This is a genomic window from Roseateles sp., from assembly GCF_965229315.1.
In the GTDB taxonomy this organism is placed as follows: domain Bacteria; phylum Pseudomonadota; class Gammaproteobacteria; order Burkholderiales; family Burkholderiaceae_C; genus Pelomonas.
The window spans coordinates 2,005,129-2,030,960 of the sequence record NZ_CBDDJA010000002.1; the positions used below are offsets into that span (position 1 = coordinate 2,005,129).

A 25,832-nucleotide genomic window follows, 5' to 3' on the forward strand; every position below is an offset into this window, starting at 1 on the left:
ACAGCAGCCTGTTCTGGGCTGCTGCAAGACATGACCAAATACGTCTTCGTCACTGGCGGCGTGGTGTCCTCGCTAGGCAAGGGCATCGCATCGGCCTCCCTGGCTGCCATCCTCGAATCCCGCGGCCTCAAGGTCACCCTGATCAAGCTGGACCCGTACATCAACGTCGACCCGGGCACGATGTCGCCGTTCCAGCACGGTGAGGTCTTCGTCACCGACGATGGCGCCGAAACCGACCTGGACCTCGGCCACTACGAGCGCTTCATCACGACGCGGATGAAGAAGGCCAACAACTTCACCACCGGCCAGATCTACATGTCCGTGCTGGAGAAGGAACGCCGCGGCGACTACCTCGGCAAGACGGTGCAGGTGATCCCGCACATCACCAACGAGATGCAGGAGTTCATCCGCCGCGGGGCCGGCCAGGGCACGCCCGAGGCGGTGGACGTGGCCATCGTCGAGATCGGCGGCACGGTGGGCGACATCGAGTCGCTGCCCTTCCTGGAAGCCGCGCGCCAGATGAGCCTGAAGGCCGGCCCGAACAACGTCGCCTTCGTACACCTGACCTACGTGCCGTGGATCGCCGCCGCCGGCGAACTCAAGACCAAGCCCACGCAGCACACGGTGCAGAAGCTGCGCGAGATCGGCATCCAGCCCGACGCGCTGCTGTGCCGCGCCGACCGCCGCATCCCCGACGACGAACGCGAGAAGATCTCGCTGTTCACGAACGTCGCGGAGTACGGCGTGATCTCGATGTGGGACGTGAACACCATCTACAAGGTGCCGCGCATGCTGCACGAGCAGGGCCTGGACCAGCTCATCTGCACCAAGCTGCAGCTCAACACCAAGAGCGCGGACCTCAAGCGCTGGGACAACCTCGTGTTCGAGGTCGAGAACCCCAAGGAGCAGCTCACCATCGCCATGTGCGGCAAGTACACCGACCTGTCGGACTCGTACAAGTCGCTCAACGAGGCGCTGCGCCACGCCGGCATCCACAACCATTCGGGCGTGAAGATCGAGTACGTCGACAGCGAGACGCTGACGCCCGAGACGGTCGGCAGCCTCAGCGCCTACGACGCCATCCTGGTGCCCGGCGGCTTCGGCAAGCGCGGCGTGGAGGGCAAGATCCTGGCTGCGCAATACGCCCGCGAGCACAAGGTGCCCTACCTTGGCATCTGCCTGGGCATGCAGGTCGCGACCATCGAGTACGCCCGCCACATGGCCGGCCTGGCAGGCGCCAACTCCACCGAGTTCGACCCGCAGACGCCGCATCCCGTCATCGCGCTGATCGACGAGTGGCAGGACGCCGACGGCAGCATCCAGAAGCGCGACGCCAACTCCGACCTCGGCGGCACGATGCGCCTGGGCGCGCAGAGCTCCGACGTCAAAGCCGGCACGCTGGCCCACGACATCTACGGCGACGTCGTCACCGAGCGCCACCGCCACCGCTTCGAAGCCAACGAGCACTACCTGGACCGCCTGCAGCAGGCTGGCTTGGTCATCTCGGCCATCACCCAGCGCGAGAAGCTGACCGAAATGGTCGAGCTGCCGCGCGAGGTGCACCCGTGGTTCGTCGGCGTGCAGTTCCACCCCGAGTTCAAGTCCACGCCCTGGGGCGGCCACCCGCTGTTCACGGCCTTCATCAAGGCCGCGCTGAACCACAAGCACCAAGCTCACTGACTCACTGACACCATGCCGAGCGCCTACATCTTTGCAAATGTCACGGTCACCGACCCGGCGCAGTACGAGGACTACCGCAAGTTCTCGTCGCAGGCGATGCAGGTGCATGGCGCCGAGGTCTGCGTGCGTGGCGGCGCAGTCAGCGTGCTGGAAGGCGACTGGGCGCCGGAGCGTGTCGTTCTGCTGAAGTTCCCATCGCGCGAAGCGGCGCAGGCGTTCTACGACTCGCCCGAGTACGGCCGCGCCCGGCAGGCCCGCGAGGGTGCGGCGGTGATGCGCATGGTGCTGATCGACGGCGTCTGAAGCACCGGCAAGAGATTGATGTGACGCGGTAACGCCCGCTTGGCACACTGCGCCCCGCCCCGAATTTTTCACTTCCTGGAGACACAAGAATGAGCGCCATCGTTGACATCGTCGGCCGAGAGATCCTCGACAGCCGCGGCAACCCCACCGTGGAGTGCGACGTGCTGCTGGAGTCCGGCGTCATGGGCCGTGCGGCCGTGCCGTCGGGCGCGTCCACCGGTTCGCGCGAAGCCATCGAGCTGCGCGACGGCGACAAGTCCCGCTACCTGGGCAAGGGCGTGCTGCGCGCCGTGGAGCACATCAACACCGAGATCTCTGAGGCCGTGCTGGGCCTGGACGCCGCCGAGCAGGCTTTCCTGGACAAGACGCTGATCGACCTGGACGGCACCGAGAACAAGAGCCGCCTGGGTGCGAACGCGATGCTGGCCGTGTCCATGGCCGTGGCCCGCGCCGCGGCCGAAGAGTCCGGCCTGCCGCTGTACCGTTACTTCGGCGGCATGAGCGCCAACCAGTTGCCCGTGCCGATGATGAACGTCATCAACGGCGGCGCGCATGCGAACAACTCGCTGGACCTGCAGGAGCTGATGATCATCCCCGTGGGCGCGCCGAGCTTCCGTGAAGCGCTGCGCTGGGGCGCCGAGGTCTTCCACGCGTTGAAGAAGATCCTCGAAGGCAAGCACATCTCCACCGCCGTCGGCGACGAAGGCGGCTTCGCGCCCAGCGTCGAGAGCCACGAGGCCGCGATCCAGCTGATCCTGGACGCCATCGCCAACGCCGGCTACACCGCCGGCGAACAGATCGCCATCGGCCTGGACTGCGCCGCCAGCGAGTTCTACAAGGACGGCAAGTACGTGCTGGAAGGCGAAGGCGGCATCCAGCTGACCGCGGCCCAATGGACCGACATGCTGGCCACCTGGGTCGACAAGTACCCCATCATCTCCATCGAGGACGGCATGGCCGAAGGCGACTGGGACGGCTGGAAGCTGTTGACCGACCGCCTGGGCAAGAACGTGCAGATCGTCGGCGACGACCTGTTCGTCACCAACACCAAGATCCTGCAGGAGGGCATCGACAAGGGCATCGCCAACTCGATCCTGATCAAGATCAACCAGATCGGCACGCTGACCGAGACCTTCGCCGCCATCGAGATGGCCAAGCGCGCGGGCTACACGGCCGTCATCTCGCACCGCTCGGGCGAGACCGAAGACAACACCATCGCCGACATCGCGGTGGGCACCAACGCCGGCCAGATCAAGACCGGCTCGCTGTCGCGCTCGGACCGCATGGCCAAGTACAACCAGCTGCTGCGCATCGAGGAAGACCTGGGCGACGTCGCGACCTACCCCGGCCGCGCCGCGTTCTACAACCTGCGCTGACCTCACTTGAAAGTCCTCGCCCTGGTCCTGGCCGCGTTCCTCGCGGCCATCCAGGCCCAGCTCTGGGTGGGCCGGGGCAGCATTCCGCACGTCGCCCAGCTGCGTGAGAAGCTGGCCGACGCGCAGGCCGAGAACGACGCGGCCCGGGCACGCAACAGCCAGCTGCAGGCGGAGTTGCGCGACCTGCGCGAGGGGCTGGAGATGGTCGAGGAGAAGGCCCGCTTCGAGCTGGGCATGATCAAGTCCGACGAAATCTTCGTGCCCGTCGCTTCGGCGGCGGCCTCGTCCGGCAGGCGCTGATGCTGGCGGCCTCGTGGGCGGCGCTGATCGCGCCGGCCTTCTCCGCGTTCGGCAGCCCCATCTCGTGGCTGGAGCTGGTGGCCTTCGTGCTGGCGATCTGGATGGTCGTGTGCAACATGCGCGTGCACCTGCTGGCCTGGCCGCTGGCGCTCATCAGCTCGCTGATGTACTTCGCGCTGTTCTGGGACGGCAAGCTCTACGGCGAGGCGGCGCTGCAACTGCTGTTCGCCGCGCTGGCGCTGTGGGGCTGGTGGCAGTGGCGCTTCGGCCGCACGCGCAGCGGCGAGGCGTTGACCGTGCGGCGCCTGGGCCTGCCAGGCCTCGCCAAGCCCGTGCTGCTGACGCTGGCCGCCTGGCCGCTGCTGGGCCTGTTCCTGTCCAGGCAGACCGACTCGCCGCTGCCCTACTGGGACGCCTTCCCCACCGTCGCCAGCCTGCTGGGCCAATGGCTGCTGGCGCGCAAGTACGAGGAGAACTGGCCGACCTGGATCGTCGTCAACGCGGTCAGCGTGGTGCTGTTCGGCCTCAAGGGCTACTGGCTCACCGTCATCCTGTATGCCGGCTTCATCCCGATGAGCGTGATCGGCTGGCGCGCGTGGAGGCGGGCTTGACGCTGGTGGCCCTGCTGGGCGCCGAGTGCACCGGCAAGTCCACGCTGGCCGAGGCACTGGCCACGCACTTCAACGCCGGCCTCGTGACCGAGTACCTGCGCGAATGGTGCGACACCCACGGCCGCACGCCGCAGAAGCATGAGCAGCCGCACATCGCCCAGGCCCAGGCCGCCCGCATCGAGGCCGCCGCCCGGCAGCATGCGCTGGTGTTCTGCGACACCACGCCGCTGATCACGGCCCTGTGCAGCCAGCATTACTTCGACGACGACTCGCTGCTGGCCGGCGCGGTGGCCTTCCAGCGCCGCTGCGACATGACGCTGCTGTGCGCTCCGGATTTGCCCTGGCAGTCCGATGGCATCCAGCGCGACGGGCCCGAGGTGCGGGCACGCTTCGACGCGCGCCTGCGCGCCGCGCTGGCGGCCGCGGCGCTGCCGTGGGTGGACATCGAAGGCAGCGACGCGGTGCGGCTGCAACGCGCGCTGCAGGCGCTGGCGCCCCGGCTCACAGCGCCCGCTGCGCGTAGCTGACGCCGTAGGCCGCCGGGCGCACCAGCAGCACCGGGTCGGCGGATGGCTTGATGCCGGCGGCGGCCAGGTCATCATGGATGGTTTCCTGCGCCTGAAGATCCCCTGCTACCAGCGCCGCAGGCCCGGCCCGCAGGGGTCAGACCGGACTGCGAACGTCCGTGCCGGGCACGCCGCTCATTGCAGCGTCGCGTCCCCGCCGACGGGCTGGTTGCCGAGGGCCGTGAACATGGCACCGACATCGACCGCGTCGAAGCGGTAGTGCTGGCCGCAGAAGTCGCAGCTGATCTCGATCTCGCCACGTTCGGCCAGCACGCTGTCCGCCTCGTCGCGGCCCAGACCGCGCAGCATCTGCGTGACGCGTTCCCGCGAGCAGGTGCAGGCGAAGTGCGGCGCCTGCGGCTCGAAGCGGGTCACGGTCTCTTCCCAGAACAGCCGGCGCAGCACCGTGTCGGCGTCCAGCGTCAGCAGTTCCTCGGCCGTCAGCGTGCCCGCGAGGATGCTGATGCGGTTGAAGGCGTCGGACAACCCGATGTCGTCCTCGTTGCTGGAGCGCTGGCTCCATGCCGGCAGCGCCGGGTGCTCCCCGGCGGGGCTTGGCGTGGGCGAGGCCGGCCCGGCGCCGCGCACCCCCTGCAGATTGCCTTCGCCCTCGACCGGCAGGCGCTGGATCAGCAGGCCCGCGGCGATGTCGCCATTGGCGGCCAGCACGAGCTTGGTGTCGAGCTGCTCGGACTGCAGCATGTAGTGCTCCAGCACCTCGGAGATCTTCTGCAGCGGTTCGCGCTGGTCGCCGTGCAGGGACACGACCCCCTGGTAGGGCTGCTGGCCGGGGAACTTGTCCTTGGGGTCCAGCGTGATCGCGCAACGCCCCTGGCCGTGCAGGTTGACCATGGCCTCCAGCGCCGCGCCCGGCGCCACCTCGCCCACACACTTGGCCGTGGCGCGGAACGCCAGGTCGGGCTGGGCCTCCGCGACGGCCAGCTTGACGGGGCCGTCACCGAAGATCTGCAGCACCAGCGCGCCGTTGAACTTGATGTTGGCCTGCATCAGCACGGCCGCGGCGCTCATTTGGCCCAGCAGGTCGCGCAGTTCCGGCGGGTATTCGCTGCCGGGCTCGCGGCGCGACAACAGCTCCTGCCAGGAACCGGTCAGCCGCACCAGCATGCCGCGCACGGGCAGGCCATCGAACAGGAACTTGTGCAATTCAGACATGCTGGCGCCCCTCGTCCGTCGAGGTCGCCGGCCGATCCCCCGAGGGGGTGCCTGTCCGGCTTGGGGCGGCCCGGCGCTCGGCCCGCTCGCCGGCCTTCACGTTCTTCATGTCTTATCCGATCCTCTTCAGGCCGCCCGCATAACGGCGGCCGTTGTTGACGTAATGGGCCGCGCTGGCCTTCAGACCGGCGATCTGCGCCTCGCTGAGTTCGCGCACGACCTTGGCCGGCGCGCCGACGATGAGGCTGCCGTCCGGGAATTCCTTGCCCTCGGTCACCAGCGCGCCGGCGCCGACGACGCAGTTGCGGCCGATGCGGGCGCCATTCAAGACCACGGCGCCGATACCGATGAGGCTGTCGTCACCCACCGTGCAGCCGTGCAACATGACCTGATGGCCCACCGTCACCCGCTCCCCGATGACGAGGGGGTAGCCGTGGTCTGCATGCAACACCGAACCATCCTGGATATTGCTACTGGCGCCGACCGTCAGATGCTCGCTGTCGCCGCGCAGCACGGCGTTGAACCAGATGCTCACATCCTCGGCCAGCGTGACGCGGCCGATCACCTCGGCGCTGCCGGCCACCCAGGCGGAACCGGCCACATCGGGGACGAAGTCATCCAGTTGGTAGATCGCCATCGCTCGCCGCCTGAGAGTGGCCGCTGGGGCCGGGAGCGGAATTTTAGGTGAGCACCCGGCGACGGCCTGCGAGCCGCGGCGGCCGTGGGTGCACGGCGTCGCGGCGCAACCCGGGTTAGTGCCCAGCGGGTTTTCACGCCCCTCAAGTCCGGTGCTTGCTGAAAGCTGTCGCCAACCTGATCATCGCCGCCACACCTGTGAATTCGTCACGGTTGACCGTTAGCTGTTTTTCCACATCGCGAGAAAGAACATATGAACGTCAAGAGCCTCCTCTCCAAGATCGCCACGGCCGCGGCGCTGACGGCCGCTGCTGCTGCCGCCCAAGCGGACACCTACCAATTCACCCTGACCGGCGCCTACAACGCCACCTGGCAGATGCAGTCGACCATCGAGCCGGATGATCCGTATGAAGGTCAGGGCTTCATCGTTTGGGATGTTGCCGGTACGTTTCCCGGCGCCAGCACGGGCTTGGTCGACCTGACCTTCTATCACGGCGACCTCGGCGGCGGCGTCCAGATCGACGACTTCTATGGCGATGCCACGCTGCTGATCGCCGACGGCCCGCAGCTGTACACCGGCTCCGAACTCAACCCGACCTTCAACCTCGGCACCTTCGCGCTGACCGAGTACCAAGGCACCGCCTCGTACACGCTGACGGTGACCAACCTCTCGGCCGTGCCGGAACCGGCTTCCATCGCCCTGCTGCTGGGCGGCCTGGGCCTGGTGGGCGCTGCCGCGGCACGCCGCCGCAAGACTGAAGAAGAAGCGCTGGAAGCCTGAGCTCCACACCCCTTCACAGCCGCCGCCGGCGCCCAGCGCCTGCGGCGGCTTTTTCATGGCCTCGCCGACCCTCGCCGACAATCGCGGGCATGGATCTCCGCTGCCGCGCTCTCGACATCCTTGCCATTGCCGCGCCGGACGCCAAGGTCGCCGCCACGCAGGCGCTGGCGCAGGCCGTCGCCGGGGGCGAGGCCACGCTCGACGAAACCACCACTCTCGTCCCCGGGCCTGCCGTGACCCTTCCCGGCCGCCCGCCGCTGCCCCGGCTGGTGGCCGCGGTCAAAGTGACCAAGCGCTCGCCTTTCACGCTCGAAGGCCGCGCCGCGCTGGTGCACGCCATCGCCCACATCGAGTTCAACGCGATCAACCTCGCGCTCGATGCCCTCTGGCGCTTCCCCGGCATGCCGCGGGCGTTCTACCTGGACTGGCTGAAGGTGGCCGCCGAGGAGGCGTTGCACTTCGACCTGCTCGCCGGGCACCTGCGCACGCTCGGCGCGAACTACGGCGACTTCGACGCCCACGATGGCCTGTGGACCATGGCCGAGCGCACGGCCGGCGACGTGCTCGCCCGCATGGCCCTGGTACCGCGCACGCTGGAGGCCCGCGGGCTGGACGCCACGCCGCCGCTGCAGGCCAAGTTCGCCAAGGCGGGCGACCCGCGTGCCGTGGACATCCTCGCCATCATCCTGCGCGACGAGGTGGGCCACGTGCAGATCGGCAACCGCTGGTACCGGTTCCTGTGCACACAGCGTGGGCTGGACCCGGTGGCGCTGTATCCCGACCTCGTCGAGCGCTTCCAGGCGCCGAAGCTGCGCGCGCCCTTCAACCTGGAGGCCCGCCGCGCCGCGGGCTTCGAGGACGCGGAACTCGCCGCGCTGACCCTCGCCCCCTGATGACCCGTCTCCAAGCCAACCTGCTGCTCACGGCCGTCGCGCTGATCTGGGGCTCCGCCTTCATCGCCCAGCGCCAGGGCATGGCCGACGTCGGCCCGCTGCTGTTCACCGGCGTGCGCTTCCTGATCGGCTCACTCGTGGTAATGCCGCTGGCCATGCTGGAGTGGCGCCGGCTCGGTCGTGAAGGAAAGCCCTTGACGCGGCTGGACGGCTGGCACATCGCCGGCCTGGGCGGGCTGATGACGCTGGGCGCCGTCATGCAGCAGATCGGCATCCAGTTCACCAGCGTCACCAACGCCGGCTTCCTGACCGCGATCTACGTGCCGCTGGTGCCTGTGCTGGCCTGGCTGCTGCTGCGCCAGGTCGCTCATGGGTCGGTGTGGCCCGCAGCCGTGGGATGCCTGGCCGGCGCATTCCTGCTGTCCGGCGCGCACGAGCTGAACGTGGGCGCGGGCGACCTGTGGGTGGCCGGCTCGGCCGTCCCCTGGGCGCTGCACGTGCTGATGGTGGGCCGCTGGGCCGACCGCATGGGCGCGCCCTTCCTCGTCGCCAGCGGCCAGTTCGCGGTGTGCGGCGTGCTGTCGCTCATCGCGGCCTTCGTCAACGAGCCGGTCCATGCGAGCGGCCTCGTGGCTGCCCTCTGGCCCATCGTCTACACCGGCGTGCTGTCGGTGGGCGTGGCCTTCACGGCCCAGGTCGTCGCGCAGCGCTACGCGCATGCAGCCGATGCCGCCATCATCCTGTCGTCCGAGACGCTGTTCGCGGCCGGCTTCGGCTACCTGCTGCTCGGCGAGCGCCTGAACACCGCCGGCCTGCTCGGCTGCGGCCTGATGCTGGGCTGCATCCTGTTCGTGCAACTGGCGCCGCTGGTGGCCAGACTCAGGCAACCCCTGAGTCCGCAAATCTGACCAACCAGTCAGAATCGAGCCAACCCCGTCATCTTTCCCGAGGAGCCCCGCATGAGCGCAGACGTTTCCAAACTCGACGCCTACTGGATGCCGTTCACGGCCAACCGCCAGTTCAAGCAGTCGCCCCGGCTGCTGACCGGCGCCGACGGCATGTTCTTCCGTGACGACAAGGGCCGCGAGGTGCTGGACGGCATCGCGGGCCTGTGGTGCGTCAACGCCGGCCACAACCGGCCCAAGATCGTCAAGGCCATCCAGGAGCAGGCCGCGGAGCTGGACTTCGCACCGCCCTTCCAGATGGCCCATCCCAAGGCCTTCGAGCTGGCCGATCGCCTCGCGCAGATCGCGCCCGCGGGCATGAACCGCGTGTTCTTCACCAACTCCGGCTCCGAGTCCGTCGAGACGGCGCTGAAGATGGCCATCGCCTACCACCGCGTGCGCGGCGAAGGCGCCCGCACCCGGCTCATCGGGCGCGAGCGCGGCTACCACGGCGTCAACTTCGGCGGCATCTCGGTCGGCGGCATGGTGGCCAACCGCAAGATGTTCGGCAGCCTGCTCTCGGGCGTGGACCACATCCGCCACACGCACGACCCGGCGCGCAACGCCTTCTCGGTGGGCGTGCCCGAACACGGCGCCGAACTGGCCGATGACCTGGAGCGCCTGGTCGCGCTGCACGACGCGTCGACCATCGCCGCCGTCATCGTCGAACCGGTGGCCGGCTCCACCGGCGTGCTGATCCCGCCGGCCGGCTACCTGCAGCGCCTGCGCGACATCTGCGACAAGCACGGCATCCTGCTGATCTTCGACGAGGTCATCACCGGCTTCGGCCGCACCGGCCAGCCGTTCGCCGCGCAGACCTTCGGCGTCACGCCGGACCTGATGACGGTGGCCAAGGGCATCACCAACGGCTGCGTGCCGATGGGCGCGGTGTTCGCGCAGCAGAAGATCCACGACGCTTTCATGACCGGGCCGGAGCACCTGATCGAGTTCTTCCACGGCTACACCTACTCGGCCCACCCGCTGGCCTGTGCCGCCGGACTCGCCACACTCGACACCTACGCCGATGGCAACCTGCTGACCCGCGCCGGCCAGATGCAGGCCGAGTTCGCCACCGCGCTGCACTCGCTGCGTGACGAACCCAACGTCATCGACGTGCGAAACATCGGCCTGGTCGGCGGCATCGAGCTGAAAGGCCTGCCGGGCGAGCCGGCCAAGCGCGCGTTCAACATCTTCCTGGACTGCTGGGACAAGGGCCTGCTGATCCGCACCACGGGCGACACCATCGCGCTGTCGCCGCCGCTCATCATCGAGAGCCAGCACATCGCCACCATCATCGACACGCTGCGCGGCGCGCTGCGGCGGGCCGCCTGAGCGACAACGGCCACAACACGGCGCGACTAGACTGCGCGCCGCCGCCCACGGAAATCCGATGAAGTCACTTGCCCGTTGCGCCGCGATCGCGGCCCTGTCCCTGATCGCCCTGCCCGGCGTCGCCCAGACGCTGAGCTACCTCGGCCAGCAGATCGTGCCGACGAGCGCGATGTTCCGCGGCGTGCCGGTGGGCGGCCTGTCCAGCATCGACTACGTGCCGGCGACGGGCCGTTATCTCGCCATCTGCGACGACCGCAGCGACCTGGCGCCAGCACGCTTCTACGAGCTCTCGCTGGACCTGAGCCAATTCCGCCGCAGCGCCACGCCCGGCGAGGCCGGCGTGTCGTGGGTCAACATGACCACCATCCTCGACCTGGACGGCAAGCCCTTCGCGCGCAACCGCGTGGACCCCGAGAGCCTGCGGCTGGACACGAAGCGCAACCTCATCTACTGGAGCAACGAAGGCGCGCGCACGTCCGGCGGCATGCAGAACCCGACCGTGCGCCGCATGCACCCGGACGGCCGCCCCGCGGGCGAGTTCCCGGTGCCGGCCTACTACAACCCCTCGGGCAGCGCCGGCGGCCTGGCTGCGGGCGACATGGGCGTCTACAACAACCTCGCCTTCGAGAGCATCGCGATCACGCCCGACAGCAAGACGCTGTGGACCATCGTCGAGAACGGCCTGGCGCAGGACAGCCCGCCCACGGCGGTCGGCCGCGGCAGCCGCACCCGCATGCTGGCCTTCGACCTGGACACCGGCAAGGCCGGCGCCGAGTACGTCTACGAGGTCGGTCCCGTGCCGTTCCCGCCGGCACGTGCCGGTGACTTCGCCACCAACGGCGTGCCCGACATGCTGGCGCTGTCGGACCATGAATTCATCCTCATCGAACGCGCCTATGCCGTCGGCGCAGCCACCCCCGGCGTGGCCGCGCTGACCAGGCAGCCCACCAGCAACACCATCAAGCTCTACCTTGTCGACACGCGCGGCGCCACCGACGTGGCCGGCTGGCCCACCCTCAAGGGCCGCGACGTGGTGCCCGTCAAGCGCACCCTGCTGCTGGACCTGTCCTCGCTGAAGAACGACGACGGCAGCGTGCTCGCGGTGGACAACATCGAGGGCCTGACCTTCGGCCCGATGTTTGAGGGCAAGCGCACGCTGATCCTGGCGTCCGACAACAACTTCAACCCGGCGCAGTTCACGCAATTCATTGCCCTGGTCATCGACGGCCCGCTGCCCTGATCGCGCGAACGGTCCGCGCCCATGCATCCCATCCCCTGGCGCGCCTACGCGCTGCTGGCGGCCAGCACCAGCCTGGTCGGCAGCTACGTGGGCCTGTCCAAGCTGCTGGTCGCCGTCTTCCCCGTCTTTTTGCTGGCCGGCCTGCGCTTCGGCTTCGCGGCAGTGCTGATGCTGCCCTGGCTGAAGAAGCCGGCCGACGAGGCGCCGCTGGACGGCCGCTCGCGCCTGCTGCTGTTCCTCGAATCCTTCCTGGGCAACTTCCTGTTCTCCATCTGCATGCTGTTCGGCCTGCGGCAAAGCTCGGCCGTGGTGGCCGGCGTCATCATGGCCGGCATCCCGGCCGCGGTGGCCCTGCTGAGCTGGGCGGTGCTGAGGGAGCGCCTGAGCGGGCGCGTGCTGGCCGGCATCGCCTGCGCGGTGGGCGGCATCGGCCTGGTGGCGCTGGGCAAGCACGACGGCGCCGAGACCACGCCGCTGGGCGCGCTGCTGCTGCTTGCCGCGGTGTTCTGCGAGGGCTGCTACGTCGTCATCGGCAAACAGTTGACGGCCAACCTGACGCCGCGGCGCATCAGCGCGCTGATCAACCTGTGGGGCCTGGTGCTCGTCACGCCGCTGGCCGTCTGGCAGGGCTTGAGCTTCGACTTCGGCATGCCGCGGCTGCTGGACTGGGCGCTGCTGGGCTACTACGCCGCCACCGCCAGCGTCGTCACCGTGTGGCTGTGGATGGCCGGGCTGCGCGGCCTGCCCGCGGCCAAGGCCGGCGTGTTCATGGTGTTCCTGCCCATCAGCACGGCGCTCGTCGGGCTGCTGCTGGGCGAGTCCCTGTCCGCCGCGCAGGCCCTGGCCTATGGCCTGGCCTTATTGGGTGTGCTGCTGGCGACATGGCCCGCGCCAACCACCGCTCGTTAGGATGCCGGGATGTTCTCCCTGGAAGACGACCTCGCGCGCTGGCGCGAGCACCTGACCCGCTTCGCGGCGCTGCTGGGCAGCCCGCCCGACCGCCACAACGCGCCCGCGACTGAACCCCGCGCCGCCCACTGCCTGGTCTTCGCGCCGCACCCGGACGACGAGTGCATCGTCGGTGCGCTGCCGCTGCGCCTGCAGCAGGAGGCCGGCTGGCGCATCAGCAACGTGGCCGTCACGCTGGGCAGCAGCCCCGAGCGCCGCGAATCGCGCTGGGCCGAGCTGGTGGACGCCTGCGGCGTGCTGGGCTTCGGCTGCATCCGCGTCGGCGACGATGGCCTGTCCGACGTGCGCCCCGACACCGCCGAGCGCGAGCCCGCGCTGTGGGCCGCCCACGTCGCCGCCCTCGCCGCGCTGCTGCACGAGCACCGCCCTGCCCTCGTGCTCGCGCCGCATGCGCTGGACGACAACCCCAGCCACCGCGGCGTGCACCGCCTCGTCGTCGGCGCGCTGGCCGCCGCGCGCAGCAGCACCGTGCTGGCGATGACCGAGTTCTGGTCCACGCAGGCCGACCCGAATGCGCTGGTGCAGACGAGCATCGCCGACACCGCCCGCCTGATCGCCGCGCTGGCGCGCCACACCGGCGAGATCGCGCGCAACCCGTATCACCTGCGCCTGCCCGCCTTCCTGGCGGACGCCGTGCGCCGCGGCGGCGAGTTGGTGCTGGGCGCGGGCGAGGCGCCGCCCGACTTCGCCTTCGCCACGCTCTACCGCCTCGTCGAATGCCGCGACGGCCAGCTCGCCGCCGACCTGCCGCGCCGCGTCTTCCCGGCCGACCAGGCCCTGACCTCTGCCCTGCTCAAGCCCTGACCTCCATGTCCAGCCAGCCCACCCACCTCCGCGTCCACCAGTTCGCCGGCCTGCAGCCCGGCCCGCGCTTTCTCGTGACCGGCGCGGTGCACGGCAACGAGGTGCACGGCACGAAGGCCATGGCGGAGATCATTCGCCAGCTCGACGCCGGTGAGCTGACGCTCAAGCGCGGCACGCTGACCTTCGTGCCCATCGTCAACCCGCTGGCCCACCAGCTCAACCGCCGCGAGGGCGACCGCAACCTGAACCGCAACCTGCGCCCACCGGCCGTGGTGCACGACTTCGAGGACCGCGTCGCGCGCGTGCTGTGTGCGCTGATCGCCGACCACGACGGCATCCTCGACCTGCACAGCTTCCAGGGCAACGGCCCGGCCTTCGCGATGATCGGCCCGCGCAACAACCACGGCGACCTGGAGCCCTTCACGCAGGAAGCCACCGAATCGGCGCTGGCCGCACGCCTGGGCGTGGGCCGCATCGTCGAGGGCTGGCTGTCCACCTACGCGCTGGGGCTGCAGCGCCGCCAGCAGCGCACCCACGACGGCTCGCGCCGCGCCACGCTGATCTCCGACCCGCACTACGGCGTCGGCACCACCGAGTACATGCGTTCCACGGGCGGCTGGGCCATCACGCTGGAATGCGGGCAACACCTGGACCCGAACGGCCCCGAGGTCGCTCGCCTGGCCATCCTGCGCGCGCTGGTGTTCCTGGGCATGCTGGACGACAGCGCCGTCGAGCCACACCGCCCGGCGCAGCCGCCCGAACTGCTGCAGCTCTACGACGTCATCGACCGCGACGACATGGGCGACACGTTCGAGCGCGAATGGGCCAGCTTCGACGCCATCGAGAAGGATCAGCGCATCGGCACCCGCGCCAACGGCGACGCCGTGCTGGCGCCCAGCGAAGGCCGCATCGTGTTCCCCAACGTCAAGTCGCAGCCGGGGACGGAATGGTTCTACCTGGCACGGCGGAGTGATCGGCAGCTGGGCTGAGTTGACACAAGATCGACGTCCGTGTTGACTGCGCTGGCAGTTCTCAGTTTGTTCGCTTGCGCACCGGCGATCGTCGTCTGGGTGGCCTACGGCGCAGGACGTTTGGAGCAGCACTTCAGCTACATGAGATTGCGCTGATCGCGGCTCTCGTGTGTTGCACCGTCGGCTGGCTCGTCACTGTGCAGTCATCAACTGCCTTGTCAAGCGGCCAGGTCCTCCGGTGGCTGGCGGTGACGCTTGCCGCCACGGCCTTGTCACTTTTCGCGCCGCTCTTGATTGGCTACGGACTGATACGTGGCCAGCCACGTACCACGGCAGTGCTGCTGTCTTTGCCCCTGGGATTGCTGGGATCTGGGCTTTTTGCGGTGCTCCATACGGCCTTCGCCTGTTTCATCGCTTTTTCTTGCTGAATCTCAACTGCGCGGAGAGCCTTCTCACGACCCTGACCCGCCAGGCCATGAGAATCAATGCCCCAGCCTGGTTACTGGCTCACCACGGATCCCTTCACTGACGTGTGCGGCAAAAGCCTTCAATGTAGGGGTTAGGTGGGTAAGTCCTCCTGCTGTCTGTGGCGCGAGCTGGTGACGATGTGGCTTGAATGAACGACGCCGGCTGCGTCTCCTGGGGTACTCCCGGCGAGGCCGCGCTGTCGCGATTCCTCAGCGCTGGGTGCCAGTCGGGTTGGCCCCATGCATACAGCCACAGACACATGACGGGGATGACTGATGAGTTCTTCGAATAGCAAAGTCCTTGCGGCAGCGACGCTTGCCGGCGCAATGGCGTTCGTCGGCGCGGGCTTCACCGATGCACAGGCCGCCACGGCCAACGCTCAGAAGACCCAGTATTGGTCTGTTTCCGGCGGCACCGTCGGGGTGCGTTGGAACCGGGAGCTGGTGGCCGATCTCGGGCTGGTGCTTGGACGGGCCGACGGCGCCAGGGTGATGCAGGCGGGCTCCGAGTTCGACACCTTCGATCTGGGTTCGACCGGCAGCCTTTATTTCGACGTGCGAAATGGCAACTTGCAGAATTTTGTGAGCGGCGCCCTGCAGGCGCGGGGCGGCTATGTGATCGGCTCATCGGGCGGGAGCCTGGACCTGAGCAACTTCACGCTGCGCCCGCGTCCCGGCAGTGCCGTCATTCTGGACGTCGTCGGCAACGACGGGCAGGCCTGGTTCTTCGTCGATCGCCTGATGTACGAGCTGATCGACAACAAGCAGCGCCTGGCCGTGCGCACCATGGATCTGCGCATCACGCCGGCCCTCGCGGCACGCATCGGCCAGCCCGTCGTGGCGGGCTGGACGGTTGCCGAACTGCAGATGACCACCGATGTGCTGCGCCAAGGGCCGGGCATGGAGACCTTGGTTGCCGACGCCAGATGGCACGGCACCCCCGTGACGGGCGTGCCGGGCGCGACCTACGAAGCTGACCTGTTCATGTCGGCGCTGAACTTCCAGTACAGCCGTTGCGACTCGTGCACCGGCGCGGGGGGCAATGGGCGGGCCGTGTTCACGCCGGCATCGACGCTGCGCAACAACGTCAACAACGGCACGGCGGCCCCCACCATTGCCGGCGACCCTCTGGGCACGAGCACCGCGCTGTATGCGGCCAACATCCCGTGGTATGCGAAGTTCTCCGGCAATTTCGCGCCGTACAACAACGACCAGCATCCCTTTCTGATCTGGAACCTCTATCGCTTCAACGCCGATGGCACGGTCGACCAGATCGGACGATCCGGCGTGAAACATGCGTTCCTGACGCTCAATACCGCTTGCATCGAAAACCCGGGCAACGACCACATCCTCGGCCGCGGCTGTTCCGACGTTTACAGCGTCAGCAACAACGACAGCAACTCCGCCCAGGGCCCGCGCTCGGAAATCATCCCGGCGACGAATGTGTGGGGGCGCTGCGGCTCCGTCTACGACACGAACTGCGACGGCGTCTCCAACACCAGCGGCCTTGGCAACTATGACCAGCGCCTGGTCGTGCGCGAATCGCAGTTCAGCGGTCCGGACCGGGCCGGCGCCACTTACCTGTTCGAGTCGTGGTATCTGGCGCGCGGCGACGTCAACGTCCTGAACTCCATGGCCACGACGCGCGCAACCTTCACACGTAGCGGCTCGGTCTGGGTGGTCGGCGGCAATGACCATTACAAGCTGGGCCCAGCCATCGACCGCTGGGTCGAGTCGACCTCGCGCGGCAACAGCGCGACCTCGTCGGACCTCAATACCGCTGAGGGCCGGATCAAGCTGGCAGCCAGAGCCACCGACCTCGGCGGTGGCCGCTGGCGCTACGACTATGCCGTGATGAATCTCGATTTCGCCCGCGCGCAGACGCAAGGGGCCGAGCCGAACCTGCGCGTGATCAGCAACGCTGGCATCAACAGCCTGAGCATTCCGGTGGGTTCGGCAACGCTGTCCGACATCGCCTTCAGCGATGGCGACCTCGATGCGACGAACGATTGGACCGCCAGCATCAGCAATGGCGTCATCACCTGGTCCGCGCCGAACGTGAATCCTCTCAACTGGGGCACCATGTTCCGCTTCTCGTTCATCACGGACAAAGGGCCCGGGGCTGTGCAGATCCAGGCCAGCCTGGGTATCGCCAACCCTGGTTCACCCCAATCCCTGAGCGTCTCGGGCGTGCTGTCGCCAATCACCGCGCGGGCGGCACGCTGAAGGGCTGGCCTGGCGTGCGGCATCCGCCGCGCGATGTCGGCCACACGCTTCACTCAAGCCTCGTACAACTCCAGCGGCAGGCCGTCCGGATCGACAAGGAACGCGAAGCGCCGGCCCGTGCACTCGTCGACGCGCACTGGCTCGACGGCCACCCCTTTCGCTTCCAGGTCGGCCTTGCACTGCGCGAGGTCATGGACCACGAAGGCTAGGTGACGCAGCCCTGCGCTTCCGGATAGGACGGGCGCGGCGGCGCATCCGGGAACGAGAACAGCTCCACCTGGCCGCCGTCGGGCAGCGCCAGGTTCAGCTTGTACGACCGCTGCGCCTCGCGGTGTTGTTCGGCACGCGCAGGCCCAGCACCTCCGTGTAGAAGCGCTTGGATGCCTCGTAGTTCGAGCAGATCACGGCGGCGTGGTGGATGCGGCGAAGCATCTCGACAGGCGGGGGGTCGCGGCCCTGAAGCCTAAGCCATCGTGCCGCGCGCCTGCATGGCCTCGCGCCACCGCCGCAGGTGCGGATGCTCGTCGCCCGGCTTGACCTTCACCGCGCGCGCGAAGTCCACGACGACGACGGCCGTGATGTCGGCGATGCTGAACTGCCCGGCGGCGATGAATTCGCGCTCGGCCAGGTGCTCGTTCAGCACCGCGAAGAAGTGCTGCACGCGCATCAGGCCGCGCAGCGCCAGGTCGGGGATCTGCGCGAAGTCCAGCGGCCCGGGCAGCGCCCGGTTGAGCATGGCCGGGCTGCTGTTGCGCAAAGCGTCGGCCACCGGCAGCAGGCCTTCGAACTCGACGCGCCACTGCCAGCTCGCGATCTCGGCCTTGTCCAGCGCGCTGCGGCCCAGCAGCGGCGGCTCGGGGTGGGTGGCCTCCAGGTAGGCGGCGATGGCGGCGTTGTCGGTCAGTACGGGGCCTTCCTCCGTCACCAGCGCGGGCACCGTGCATTGCGGGTTGATGCGGCGGTAGGCCTCGCCCATCTGCTCGCCGCTGCGCAGGTCCACCTGCACGCTGTGGTGCAGCACGCCTTTCTCGGCCAGCAGGATGCGCGCGCGGCGCGGGCTGGGGGCGGTGGCGCAGTCGTACAGGGTCAGCATGGCGCGGGGCTCCTCAAGGCGCGGGGGCAATCTTGTCCTGGGTCTTCGTGTCGAAGTCGCTCGCATCATGCCGCTCGTGCAGCTGGCTGGCCGGGTCGCCCTGCACGCGGTTGACCTTGCGGCCGCGCTGCACGGCCGGGCGCTTGGCAATCTCGTCGGCCCAGCGGATGACGTGCGTGTACTCGTGCACCGACAGGAACTCGCCCGCGCCGTAGACCTGGCCCTTGGCCAGCGCGCCGTACCAGGGCCACACGGCCATGTCGGCGATGGTGTAGGCGTCGCCCGCGATGAAGGGGTGCTCGGCCAGCTGGCGGTTGAGCACGTCCATCTGCCGCTTGACCTCCATCGCGTAGCGGTTGATGGGGTACTCCAGCTTCTCGGGCGCGTAGGCGTAGAAGTGGCCGAAGCCGCCGCCCAGGAAGGGCGTGCTGCCCATCTGCCAGAACAGCCAGCTCAAGGTTTGCGCGCGCTCGCGGCCGCTTTCAGGCAGGAAGGCGCCGAACTTCTCGGCCAGGTAGATCAGGATGGCGCCGGACTCGAACACGCGGATCGGCTCGACGTCAGGTCCACCGCTGCGGTCCACCAGCGCCGGGATCTTGGAGTTGGGGTTGACCTCGACGAAGCCGCTGCCGAACTGCTGGCCCTCGTTGATGCGGATCAGCCAGGCGTCGTACTCCGCGCCCGAGTGGCCGGCCGCCAGCAGTTCCTCCAGCATCACCGTCACCTTCACGCCGTTGGGCGTACCCAGCGAGTAGAGCTGCAGCGGGTGGCGGCCCACGGGCAGCACCTGCTCGTGCGTGGCGCCCGCCACCGGGCGGTTGATGTTGGCGAACTGGCCGCCGCTGGCCTCGTTCCAGGTCCAGACCTTGGGCGGGGTGTAGGCGGTGTCGGTCATGCAGTCATCTCCATTCGGGCAGGCCACGCAAGGTGGCGACGCGAGCTTGTACCCGCAGAGTGCATGGGCGTGCCGCGCCGGGGGCCTTGGCGCTTGCGCGGACAATCCGGCAGCCCGCAGTCAACCGCCCAAAACCATGCGCATTGATTTCATCTCCGACGTCGTCTGCCCCTGGTGCGCCATCGGCCTGTACTCGCTCGAAGCCGCCGCCGCCCGCATCCCCGGGCTCGAGCTGGACCTGCACTTCCACCCCTTCGAGCTGAACCCGCAGATGGGCCCGGCCGGGCAGGACATCGAGGAGCACCTGGCCGAGAAGTACGGCGCCAGCGCGGCCCAGCTCGAAGGCACCCGGGCGGCCATCCGCGAGCGCGGCGCGGCGCTGGGCTTCACGTTCAGCATGGCGGCGCGCAGCCGCATTTACAACACGCTGGACGCGCACCGCCTGCTGCACTGGGCCGGCGAAGTCGGCCCAGCCGTACAGCGCACGCTCAAGGGGGCGCTGCTGAAGGCCTATTTCACCGACGGGCTGGACGTGTCCAGCCACGACGTGCTGCTGACCGCCGCCACCGGCGCCGGCCTGCCCGAGGCCGAGGCGCGCGAGCTGCTGGCCGGCAAGCGCTTCGCCGCCGAGGTGCGCGCGTCGGAAGCCGAGGTGCAGCGGCAGAACATCCACGGCGTGCCGGCCATCATCGTCAACGAGCGCCACCTGATCCAGGGCGGCCAGCCGGTCGAGGTGTTCGAGAAACTGTTACGCCAGGCCATGGCCGAGCCCGCGACGGCCTGAGACAATCTCGCATCTGCTGAAGCCCGCCGCTGGCGGGCTTCTCGTTTTCTGAGGAGCCCCGTTTCCCGTGTTCAAGAATCTGATTGCCTATCGCATCGGCGAAGGCTGGGCCACCGATGCCAAGCAACTGGCCGAACAGCTCGCCAAGGAACCCTTCCTGCCCTGCGCCCCGACGCAACCCCTGACCGTGGGCTGGGCGCCGCCGCGCGGCGTCGAGCATGCACCGCTCGTCGAGGTCATCGACGGCCACTGGCTGGTCAAGCTCAAGCGCGAGCAGCGCCTGCTGCCCTCCTCCGTCGTGCAGGAGCGCGTGGACGAGCTGGCCGAGCACATCGAGGCGACGACCGGCCGCAAGCCCGGCAAGAAGGCCAAGAAGGAGCTGAAGGAGCAGGCCGCGCACGAGCTGCTGCCGCGCGCCTTCACCAAGACCTCGGCCACGCAGGTGTGGATCGCGCCGGCTCAGGGCCTGCTGTTCGTCGACGCCGGCTCCACCAGCCGCGCGGACGAGGTCGTCACGCTGCTGATCCAGGCCAGCCCGGGCCTGAGCCTGCAACTCGTGCAGACGGCCGAGAGCCCCGCCGCCTGCATGGCCGCGTGGCTGCTGGACGGCGTCACGCCCGAAGGTTTCCAGATCGAGCGCGAGTGCGAGCTCAAAGGCAGCGACGAGCAGAAGCCCGTCGTGCGCTATGCCCGCCACCCGCTGGACATCGACGAGGTGCGCGCCCACCTGACCAGCGGCAAGATGCCCACGCGGCTGGCGCTGAGCTGGCGCGACCGCGTCGCCTTCACGCTGACCGAAGGCCTGGCCATCAAGAAGATCAGCTTCCTGGAGCTGGCCTTCGAAGGCCGCGCCGAGGCCAGCGGCGACGAGGCCTTCGACGCCGACATGGCGCTGGCCACCGGCGAGTTGGTGCGGCTGGTGCCGGCGCTCATCGATGGCCTGGGCGGCGAGCACGACTTTGCCGCCGGCCCGTCCCCTGCACCCGCGGCCCGGCCCGCCGAAGCACCGGCTGAAGCGCCGGCCGAGGAAGCGGCCGCCGACGCCCCTCCCTGGTGATCGCCCAGGCCGGCGAGGGTCAGGCCTTGCGGCGGCGCAGCAGGGCGCCGGCGGCCAGGCCGAGCGCCAGCAGACCGGCAGGGGTGGGTTCCGGCACGGCGCTGATGCTCACGTTGTCCAGGCCGAGGATCTGGTCGGGCGAGGTCTGGCGGGCGTTGTCGTCCACCCAGCGCAGGTACAGCGTCTGGCCGTCGGCGACCGGGGTGGACAGCGTCACGAGCGTGGGCGCCAGCGTCGTCACGCCCACGGTGTTGGGCACCGTCGAGATCGTCGGGTTCAGGTCGGACAGGTTGGTCCAGTTGCTGCCATCCAGGCTGTAGAACAGCCAGTAGCCGGGCAGTTCGTTGTCCGTGGTGACTGACGTGAATCGCACGGTATCGAAGCCGATCGTCAGCGCGCTGAAGCTGGCACCGGTCGTGTTCGTCAGCGAAAGCTGCAGCGCAGTGCCGGTGACGGTGGTGGGTGACGTGGCGAGCACGCGGTCCGCGGTCGCGGCGGCGCTGAGCGCGGCGTTGAAGCCGTTGTTGTTGGTGCCGCTGGGCGCGGTCGTCACGGTGAGCGAGCCGCTGGTGGCGACCATGGACGCGACGCTGTTGGCGCCGTTGCCCGGGATGGTGTTCGTCCAGGTCGCGTTGGTGGTGCCGGCGTTGCCCGTCAGCACGCTCCAGCCGGCCGGGGGCGTCGTGCCGCTCGTGCCCATGGCGTCGAAATTCTGCTGGTAGCCGCCCACCGCCAGGTCGGCGGCATGGACGGCGGTGAAGGCCAGCGCCAGCAGCGGCAGCATGGCGAGGCGGTTGGGGCGCAGAGGGTTCATGGGTCGCGTCTCTTGGAGGGGTGGGGCCCGCGGCCCGCCGAGCAAGCGGGCGGGCGGGCGGGAGCACGGGAGTGGCAGACGCGATTGCAAGCAAGCGGGATGACCGCCACGTGTCGCAGGCACGAGCACCCCCCATTTGCGGGGCAGGCTCAGCGGGGTCAGGGCGCTCCCGCCGCCACACGCCGCAGCGGCGGGCGCAGCAGGTAGCCGCGCGTCGCCAGCCGCCAGGGCGCCAGCTCATGGGGGTTGACCGGGTGGCCGCCGGCGAGCTGGCCGGCCGCCCACGAGGTGTGCGCCCAGGCCCGCTCGCCCAGCGATTCGCGCCACGCCAGCAGCGCCGGCATCAACCCGGGCTGCAGCCACACGTCCCAGCACGGCGCCTCGGGCGCGAGACGCTTCAGGCCCCCATGCACCGCATCGGCGAGCAGGCGCAGCCGCGCCTGCGCGGACGCGCTGTCGCAGGCCGGCAGCAGGCCGCGCAGCAAGCGGTTGCGGGCCGTCGCCACGCCGCAGTTCAGCGTCAGCAACCGCTGCACCTGCTGCAGCGCGGTGCGCACGGACGTGGGCGGCAGCGGCGCGCACAGTGGCAGCGCCGGTACCTCCAAGGGCCGGGCGGCATGGGCCGGTCCCAGCATCAGCACGGCCAGGCGCAGCCATTCGACGGGCGCGAGGCCCGACGTGGCGTCGGCGTGCTGCGACAGCGCCAGCACCTCGTCGAAGCCGCGCGTGCCCTTGGCCCGGTTCACGCGCGAACTCATCATGGCCAGGTTGGACGCCGCATAGGCGCCGTCGTTGTTGAGCCGGTCCACGGAGGCATCGCTGCCCTGGCGGGTGGCGTGCGTCAGCGGCTCGCGCGTGACGGGGCAGTGGCTCACGTCCAGCCGGCGCAGCAGCTCGATGGTCACGTCGGGCGCGACGCTGCGGCCACGCGCGAGCGCACCCAGGCGCAGCTGCAGCCATTTGCGCACGAAGCGGTCGTCCTGGCGCGGGCGGCTGCCCTGCTGCGCGGCGGCGGCGGTGAAACCCTCGCGAACGGCGTCGGGCCAGTGCGGCTGCACGGGCAGGCGGCTGAGCCGGTGCAGGTCGTGGCCGAGCATGCGGCCCACCTCGACCGCGTCGATAGCGTCGATTGGCATCACGGTGTCATCCCCGAAAGGCCCGCGCGGGCGACGGCGTCGCGGCCGGCAGGCACGGTGCAAATCCCGCTGCGGCCACGGCCGCGAACGGGTCGGCGCGGCCGCGTGGCGCGGCCGTTCGGGTCAGCCGCGGGGCGGCGGTGAGTGGGGCCGGGGCTCTGCGTCGGCCCACGCCACCGCCGGCGCGGGCGGCCAGCGGCCGTTGGCAGCGCTGACCGGCAGCCGCAAGGCCTGGACCGGTGCCGCCAGCGTCAGCGTGGCGCTGCCCACCGTCGCCCCCGCCACCAGATCGGCCACGGCCGGGTCGGCGCTGGCCACGGTGTGCACGCTGCCGTCGCGGGCGTCGTGCCAGTGGCGCTGCACGCCGTGGTGCTCATGCTGGCGGCCTTGCGCATGCGCACTCGCATGCGCACCCGCATGCGCGCGTGCCTGCGCCTGTTCGCGCACTTGCTGCACCCGCTGCACCAGCCGCTGCACGACCTGCACCGCCGGCTGCAGCCAGTCGCCCGGCGCGGCCGCGGCGGGCGCCGAATGCCAGTGCGCCGGCCCGAGCAGCCGCAGGCTGGCACTGGATGCACCGAACACCGGTTGCGCCAGGATCAGCAGCCACAGCAGCATCGCGCGCATGGCGTTGAGCCCTTAGAAACCCACCTTCAGCGTGACGCGCACGGTGCGCGGCTCGGCGGGGTGCACGTGCCTGTCGGCCACCGGCGCGGCCTCGCCCGGCAGTTGCGACTCGTAGAAGTACTCGATGTCGTTGAGCTTGCGGTTCAGCACGTTGAACACATCGAACGTGATCTCGCTGGCTTTGCCGAACATCGCGCCCAGCTTGCGGCTGACGCGCAGGTTGGTGGTCAGCGACGACCTGGAGCGCACGCTGTTGTCTTCGATCAGCGCGCCCGAACCCAGGTAACGCCACTGCACGCTGGCCGACCAGGGGCCAATGTCGCGCACGGTGACGGCGATGGAACCCACCTTGTCGACCGCGTTCGGGATGCGGTTGCCGGCGGCGTCGGCGTCCGCGAAACGCGCATGCGTCCAGGCCAGGTCGGCGTCCACCAGCAGCCAGGGCAGTGGCACGTAGCGGTTGTTCCACTCCACGCCGTGGCGCTTGCTGGGCCGGTTGGCCTCGGTGGCGCCGGCGTCGCCCACGTAGACCAGCTCGGAGTCGAAGTCCAGTTGCCACAGCGCGACCGAACTCTGCAGCCCAGGCACCCACTCGGTCCGCGCGCCCAGCTCCATGCCGCGCGCCGCCACCAGCCCGGGCACTTTCTCGACCGGGTCGCCCGTCTTGGGGTCCACGGTGGCCGTGGTGCCGCGGGCGTCGTTGCTGTGAAAGCCGCGGCCGGCGTTGAAGAAGAACTCGGTCCTGGCCCAGGGGCCGGCGATCAGCGCGAACTTCGGGCTCAGCAGGTGGGCCGAGGCGCTGCCCGAGTTGGCGGCGTTCGTCAGCGCGTCCACCTTGAAGCGGGCCTGGTCGGCGCGCAGGCCCACGACGCCGCGCAGCCACGGCGCCAGCTCCACCGAGGTCTGGCCGTAGACGCCCAGCTGCGTCTGGCGCACCTCGTCGTCGCGCGTCGTGGCGGTGATGCGGCGCTCCACGGTGTCGAACAGGCCCACGCGGATGCGGTCGTGGCGCAACTGCAGGCCGACTTCGGTCCTGGCGGGCATGCCGGCGACGCGGTGCTCCACGCTGTGGGCGGCGTTCAGGCCGTAGACATCGCGCCGGTCCTGCTGCAGGAACTGATCGCCCTCCACCGGCCGCTCCATCGCGTAGGTGAAGTTGGAGAACAGCTGCAGCCGGTAGTTCATCGCATAGGCCGCGACGGTCGTGGCCTCGCTGCCCGTGTTGCGATGCCATTCGCCGGACAGGCTGGTGCGGCGCGTGTCGCCACCGTCGCTGGTGTCCACCGCATCGAAGCGGCCGAAGGGCTTGCCGTTGTAGCTGCCCGCGGCTATCAGCCGCTGGGGCACCTGGTCGGTCGAGTTCCAGGTCGCGTCGTAGCCCATCAGGCTGGCGCTCCAGCCCTCGGCCTGGGTCCCGGCGGACAGCGTGACGACGCCGTTGCTCTTGCGCAGGTGTTCCGGCAGCTGCCACGGGCCGTCGTTGTGCTGCACCTCGATGGCGCCGAGCAGGTTCATGCCGCCGCCGATGGCCGCGGAGCCCGCGCCGACGAAACGCTGGAACTGGCGCTGGCCCAGCGTCAGCGCCGCGAAGTTCTCGTCCAGCGTGTGGCGGTAGGCGATGTCGGCCGAACCGGCGGCCGAGAAGTCGCCGTTCCTGGCGAAGTACGGCCCCTTGCGGTAGTCGATGCGGTCCACCAGCTCCGGGATCAGGAAGTTCAGGTCCGAATAGCCCTGGCCGTGACCGTGCGTGGGCATGTTGACCGGCAAGCCGTTGACGGTGGTGGCGAAGTCGGTGCCATGGTCGAGGTTGAAGCCGCGCAGGAAGTACTGGTTGGCTTTGCCGTCGCCCGAGTGCTGCGTGACGATGAGGCCGGGCACGAACTCCAGCACCTCGCCCGGGCGCAGCGCGGGGCGACTCTTCAGCAGCTCGGCACGGATGCTGCCTTGCGACGCGGCGTCGGTGCTGCCGATGGCGTTGTCGTAATGGCGGCCGGTGACCTCCACGCGTTCCAGGGCTGACACGGCGACCGGCCCGGACTGGCCATGGGCGGTGGCCGCGGCCAGCAGGCTGGCGGCGAGCAGCGTCGGCTGCAGGCGCCGTGGGTGCAACGACGGATGTTCTTTTGGCATGGGCGTTCTCGGAAAGCAGTGACC

Annotated in this window: 25 protein-coding genes and 1 pseudogene; 17 read left to right on the plus strand and 9 right to left on the minus strand. The window is 69.4% G+C overall.

The features are described 5' to 3' along the window. The first annotated feature begins 30 nt into the window (after positions 1-30). The 6 genes from ACO07H_RS14060 (at position 31) to ACO07H_RS14085 (ending at position 4,797) form a co-directional block, all read left to right on the plus strand. Positions 31-1,680 carry a CTP synthase gene (locus ACO07H_RS14060; RefSeq protein WP_422015153.1) on the plus strand — a complete coding sequence of 550 codons (1,650 nt, stop codon included), beginning with the start codon at positions 31-33 and terminating at the stop codon, positions 1,678-1,680. A gap of 12 nt (positions 1,681-1,692) precedes the next feature. Further along, positions 1,693-1,983 (plus strand): DUF1330 domain-containing protein, encoded by a 291-nt coding sequence (locus ACO07H_RS14065; RefSeq protein WP_422015155.1) that lies wholly within the window; start codon positions 1,693-1,695, stop codon positions 1,981-1,983. 89 nt (positions 1,984-2,072) lie between these two features. Next, positions 2,073-3,359 carry a phosphopyruvate hydratase gene (gene eno, locus ACO07H_RS14070; RefSeq protein ID WP_422015157.1) on the plus strand — a complete coding sequence of 429 codons (1,287 nt, stop codon included), beginning with the start codon at positions 2,073-2,075 and terminating at the stop codon, positions 3,357-3,359. Between the two features lie 6 nt (positions 3,360-3,365). Continuing rightward, positions 3,366-3,659 carry a septum formation initiator family protein gene (locus ACO07H_RS14075; RefSeq protein ID WP_422015159.1) on the plus strand — a complete coding sequence of 98 codons (294 nt, stop codon included), beginning with the start codon at positions 3,366-3,368 and terminating at the stop codon, positions 3,657-3,659. Beyond that, positions 3,659-4,270: a nicotinamide riboside transporter PnuC gene (gene pnuC / locus ACO07H_RS14080; protein WP_422015161.1), complete on the plus strand. Its 612-nt coding sequence runs from the start codon at positions 3,659-3,661 to the stop codon at positions 4,268-4,270. Before ACO07H_RS14075 ends, pnuC begins: the two co-directional genes overlap by 1 nt. 5 nt (positions 4,271-4,275) lie before the next feature. Further along, positions 4,276-4,797, plus strand: coding sequence for an AAA family ATPase (locus ACO07H_RS14085; RefSeq protein ID WP_422018642.1), 522 nt, complete (start codon positions 4,276-4,278; stop codon positions 4,795-4,797). A 174-nt stretch (positions 4,798-4,971) separates the two neighbouring features. On the opposite strand, the gene ACO07H_RS14090 is transcribed toward ACO07H_RS14085, so the two are convergent. Further along, positions 4,972-6,009: an Hsp33 family molecular chaperone HslO gene (locus ACO07H_RS14090; RefSeq protein ID WP_422015163.1), complete on the minus strand. Its 1,038-nt coding sequence runs from the start codon at positions 6,007-6,009 to the stop codon at positions 4,972-4,974. A 112-nt stretch (positions 6,010-6,121) separates the two neighbouring features. After that, positions 6,122-6,646, minus strand: a complete 525-nt coding sequence (locus ACO07H_RS14095) for a gamma carbonic anhydrase family protein (protein ID WP_422015165.1) — start codon at positions 6,644-6,646, stop codon at positions 6,122-6,124. A 252-nt stretch (positions 6,647-6,898) separates the two neighbouring features. Here ACO07H_RS14095 and ACO07H_RS14100 point away from each other — a divergent pair, with 252 nt between their 5' ends. The 9 genes from ACO07H_RS14100 to ACO07H_RS14140 all read left to right on the plus strand — a co-directional run bounded on the left by ACO07H_RS14100 (position 6,899) and on the right by ACO07H_RS14140 (position 17,272). Then, on the plus strand, positions 6,899-7,426 hold the full coding sequence (locus tag ACO07H_RS14100) for a PEP-CTERM sorting domain-containing protein (protein ID WP_422015167.1): 528 nt from the start codon (positions 6,899-6,901) through the stop codon (positions 7,424-7,426). Positions 7,427-7,515: 89 nt separating this feature from the next. Beyond that, a complete protein-coding gene (locus ACO07H_RS14105) occupies positions 7,516-8,319 on the plus strand; it encodes a ferritin-like domain-containing protein (RefSeq protein ID WP_422015169.1) in 804 nt (267 codons plus the stop codon). Next, positions 8,319-9,227, plus strand: a complete 909-nt coding sequence (locus tag ACO07H_RS14110; protein WP_422015171.1) for a DMT family transporter — start codon at positions 8,319-8,321, stop codon at positions 9,225-9,227. Before ACO07H_RS14105 ends, ACO07H_RS14110 begins: the two co-directional genes overlap by 1 nt. A gap of 51 nt (positions 9,228-9,278) precedes the next feature. Next, positions 9,279-10,595 carry an aspartate aminotransferase family protein gene (locus ACO07H_RS14115; RefSeq protein WP_422015173.1) on the plus strand — a complete coding sequence of 439 codons (1,317 nt, stop codon included), beginning with the start codon at positions 9,279-9,281 and terminating at the stop codon, positions 10,593-10,595. A gap of 58 nt (positions 10,596-10,653) precedes the next feature. Next, a complete protein-coding gene (locus ACO07H_RS14120) occupies positions 10,654-11,835 on the plus strand; it encodes an esterase-like activity of phytase family protein (RefSeq protein WP_422015175.1) in 1,182 nt (393 codons plus the stop codon). 21 nt (positions 11,836-11,856) lie between these two features. Beyond that, entirely contained in the window at positions 11,857-12,744 is an 888-nt protein-coding gene (locus ACO07H_RS14125) for a DMT family transporter (protein WP_422015177.1), read from the plus strand. Positions 12,745-12,753: 9 nt separating this feature from the next. Next, on the plus strand, positions 12,754-13,608 hold the full coding sequence (locus ACO07H_RS14130) for a PIG-L deacetylase family protein (RefSeq protein WP_422015179.1): 855 nt from the start codon (positions 12,754-12,756) through the stop codon (positions 13,606-13,608). Between the two features lie 5 nt (positions 13,609-13,613). Beyond that, positions 13,614-14,597, plus strand: coding sequence for a succinylglutamate desuccinylase/aspartoacylase family protein (locus tag ACO07H_RS14135; RefSeq protein WP_422015181.1), 984 nt, complete (start codon positions 13,614-13,616; stop codon positions 14,595-14,597). Between the two features lie 725 nt (positions 14,598-15,322). Beyond that, complete coding sequence (locus ACO07H_RS14140; protein ID WP_422015183.1) at positions 15,323-17,272, plus strand: hypothetical protein; 1,950 nt, start codon at positions 15,323-15,325, stop codon at positions 17,270-17,272. 53 nt (positions 17,273-17,325) lie between these two features. Here ACO07H_RS14140 and ACO07H_RS14145 read toward each other — a convergent pair. The 3 genes and pseudogenes from ACO07H_RS14145 to yghU all read right to left on the minus strand — a co-directional run bounded on the left by ACO07H_RS14145 (position 17,326) and on the right by yghU (position 19,260). Then, positions 17,326-17,704, minus strand: a pseudogene (locus ACO07H_RS14145) (VOC family protein). A 31-nt stretch (positions 17,705-17,735) separates the two neighbouring features. After that, a complete protein-coding gene (locus tag ACO07H_RS14150; protein ID WP_422015185.1) occupies positions 17,736-18,365 on the minus strand; it encodes a glutathione S-transferase family protein in 630 nt (209 codons plus the stop codon). Between the two features lie 13 nt (positions 18,366-18,378). Then, complete coding sequence (gene yghU / locus ACO07H_RS14155; protein WP_422015187.1) at positions 18,379-19,260, minus strand: glutathione-dependent disulfide-bond oxidoreductase; 882 nt, start codon at positions 19,258-19,260, stop codon at positions 18,379-18,381. A gap of 136 nt (positions 19,261-19,396) precedes the next feature. Here yghU and ACO07H_RS14160 point away from each other — a divergent pair, with 136 nt between their 5' ends. Further along, positions 19,397-20,044 carry a DsbA family oxidoreductase gene (locus ACO07H_RS14160; RefSeq protein WP_422015189.1) on the plus strand — a complete coding sequence of 216 codons (648 nt, stop codon included), beginning with the start codon at positions 19,397-19,399 and terminating at the stop codon, positions 20,042-20,044. Positions 20,045-20,111: 67 nt separating this feature from the next. Then, positions 20,112-21,101, plus strand: coding sequence for a recombination-associated protein RdgC (locus tag ACO07H_RS14165; RefSeq protein WP_422015191.1), 990 nt, complete (start codon positions 20,112-20,114; stop codon positions 21,099-21,101). A gap of 19 nt (positions 21,102-21,120) precedes the next feature. Here the strand turns inward: ACO07H_RS14165 and ACO07H_RS14170 are convergent, their stop codons facing one another. The 4 genes from ACO07H_RS14170 to ACO07H_RS14185 form a co-directional block, all read right to left on the minus strand. After that, entirely contained in the window at positions 21,121-21,915 is a 795-nt protein-coding gene (locus ACO07H_RS14170) for a PEP-CTERM sorting domain-containing protein (protein WP_422015193.1), read from the minus strand. Between the two features lie 158 nt (positions 21,916-22,073). Continuing rightward, the gene (locus tag ACO07H_RS14175) at positions 22,074-23,051 is read right to left on the minus strand and encodes a hypothetical protein (RefSeq protein WP_422015195.1); all 978 of its coding nucleotides are present in this window, start codon (positions 23,049-23,051) and stop codon (positions 22,074-22,076) included. A gap of 123 nt (positions 23,052-23,174) precedes the next feature. Beyond that, entirely contained in the window at positions 23,175-23,678 is a 504-nt protein-coding gene (locus ACO07H_RS14180) for a hypothetical protein (RefSeq protein ID WP_422015197.1), read from the minus strand. Positions 23,679-23,690: 12 nt separating this feature from the next. Continuing rightward, a complete protein-coding gene (locus tag ACO07H_RS14185; RefSeq protein ID WP_422015199.1) occupies positions 23,691-25,808 on the minus strand; it encodes a TonB-dependent receptor in 2,118 nt (705 codons plus the stop codon). Positions 25,809-25,832: the final 24 nt, after the last annotated feature.

What these genes read in the sequence shown, in the direction of transcription:
- ACO07H_RS14170 (WP_422015193.1), bottom strand. Translation starts at nt 21,915, where the DNA reads ATGAACCCTCTGCGCCCCAACCGCCTCGCCATGCTGCCGCTGCTGGCG.
- ACO07H_RS14180 (WP_422015197.1), bottom strand. Translation starts at nt 23,678, where the DNA reads ATGCGCGCGATGCTGCTGTGGCTGCTGATCCTGGCGCAACCGGTGTTC.
- ACO07H_RS14090 (WP_422015163.1), bottom strand. Translation starts at nt 6,009, where the DNA reads ATGTCTGAATTGCACAAGTTCCTGTTCGATGGCCTGCCCGTGCGCGGC.
- ACO07H_RS14125 (WP_422015177.1), top strand. Translation starts at nt 11,857, where the DNA reads ATGCATCCCATCCCCTGGCGCGCCTACGCGCTGCTGGCGGCCAGCACC.
- eno (WP_422015157.1), top strand. Translation starts at nt 2,073, where the DNA reads ATGAGCGCCATCGTTGACATCGTCGGCCGAGAGATCCTCGACAGCCGC.
- yghU (WP_422015187.1), bottom strand. Translation starts at nt 19,260, where the DNA reads ATGACCGACACCGCCTACACCCCGCCCAAGGTCTGGACCTGGAACGAG.
- ACO07H_RS14105 (WP_422015169.1), top strand. Translation starts at nt 7,516, where the DNA reads ATGGATCTCCGCTGCCGCGCTCTCGACATCCTTGCCATTGCCGCGCCG.
- ACO07H_RS14160 (WP_422015189.1), top strand. Translation starts at nt 19,397, where the DNA reads ATGCGCATTGATTTCATCTCCGACGTCGTCTGCCCCTGGTGCGCCATC.
- ACO07H_RS14095 (WP_422015165.1), bottom strand. Translation starts at nt 6,646, where the DNA reads ATGGCGATCTACCAACTGGATGACTTCGTCCCCGATGTGGCCGGTTCC.
- ACO07H_RS14100 (WP_422015167.1), top strand. Translation starts at nt 6,899, where the DNA reads ATGAACGTCAAGAGCCTCCTCTCCAAGATCGCCACGGCCGCGGCGCTG.
- ACO07H_RS14115 (WP_422015173.1), top strand. Translation starts at nt 9,279, where the DNA reads ATGAGCGCAGACGTTTCCAAACTCGACGCCTACTGGATGCCGTTCACG.
- ACO07H_RS14175 (WP_422015195.1), bottom strand. Translation starts at nt 23,051, where the DNA reads ATGCCAATCGACGCTATCGACGCGGTCGAGGTGGGCCGCATGCTCGGC.
- ACO07H_RS14135 (WP_422015181.1), top strand. Translation starts at nt 13,614, where the DNA reads ATGTCCAGCCAGCCCACCCACCTCCGCGTCCACCAGTTCGCCGGCCTG.
- ACO07H_RS14130 (WP_422015179.1), top strand. Translation starts at nt 12,754, where the DNA reads ATGTTCTCCCTGGAAGACGACCTCGCGCGCTGGCGCGAGCACCTGACC.
- ACO07H_RS14065 (WP_422015155.1), top strand. Translation starts at nt 1,693, where the DNA reads ATGCCGAGCGCCTACATCTTTGCAAATGTCACGGTCACCGACCCGGCG.
- ACO07H_RS14150 (WP_422015185.1), bottom strand. Translation starts at nt 18,365, where the DNA reads ATGCTGACCCTGTACGACTGCGCCACCGCCCCCAGCCCGCGCCGCGCG.
- ACO07H_RS14060 (WP_422015153.1), top strand. Translation starts at nt 31, where the DNA reads ATGACCAAATACGTCTTCGTCACTGGCGGCGTGGTGTCCTCGCTAGGC.
- ACO07H_RS14140 (WP_422015183.1), top strand. Translation starts at nt 15,323, where the DNA reads ATGAGTTCTTCGAATAGCAAAGTCCTTGCGGCAGCGACGCTTGCCGGC.
- ACO07H_RS14110 (WP_422015171.1), top strand. Translation starts at nt 8,319, where the DNA reads ATGACCCGTCTCCAAGCCAACCTGCTGCTCACGGCCGTCGCGCTGATC.
- ACO07H_RS14120 (WP_422015175.1), top strand. Translation starts at nt 10,654, where the DNA reads ATGAAGTCACTTGCCCGTTGCGCCGCGATCGCGGCCCTGTCCCTGATC.
- pnuC (WP_422015161.1), top strand. Translation starts at nt 3,659, where the DNA reads ATGCTGGCGGCCTCGTGGGCGGCGCTGATCGCGCCGGCCTTCTCCGCG.
- ACO07H_RS14185 (WP_422015199.1), bottom strand. Translation starts at nt 25,808, where the DNA reads ATGCCAAAAGAACATCCGTCGTTGCACCCACGGCGCCTGCAGCCGACG.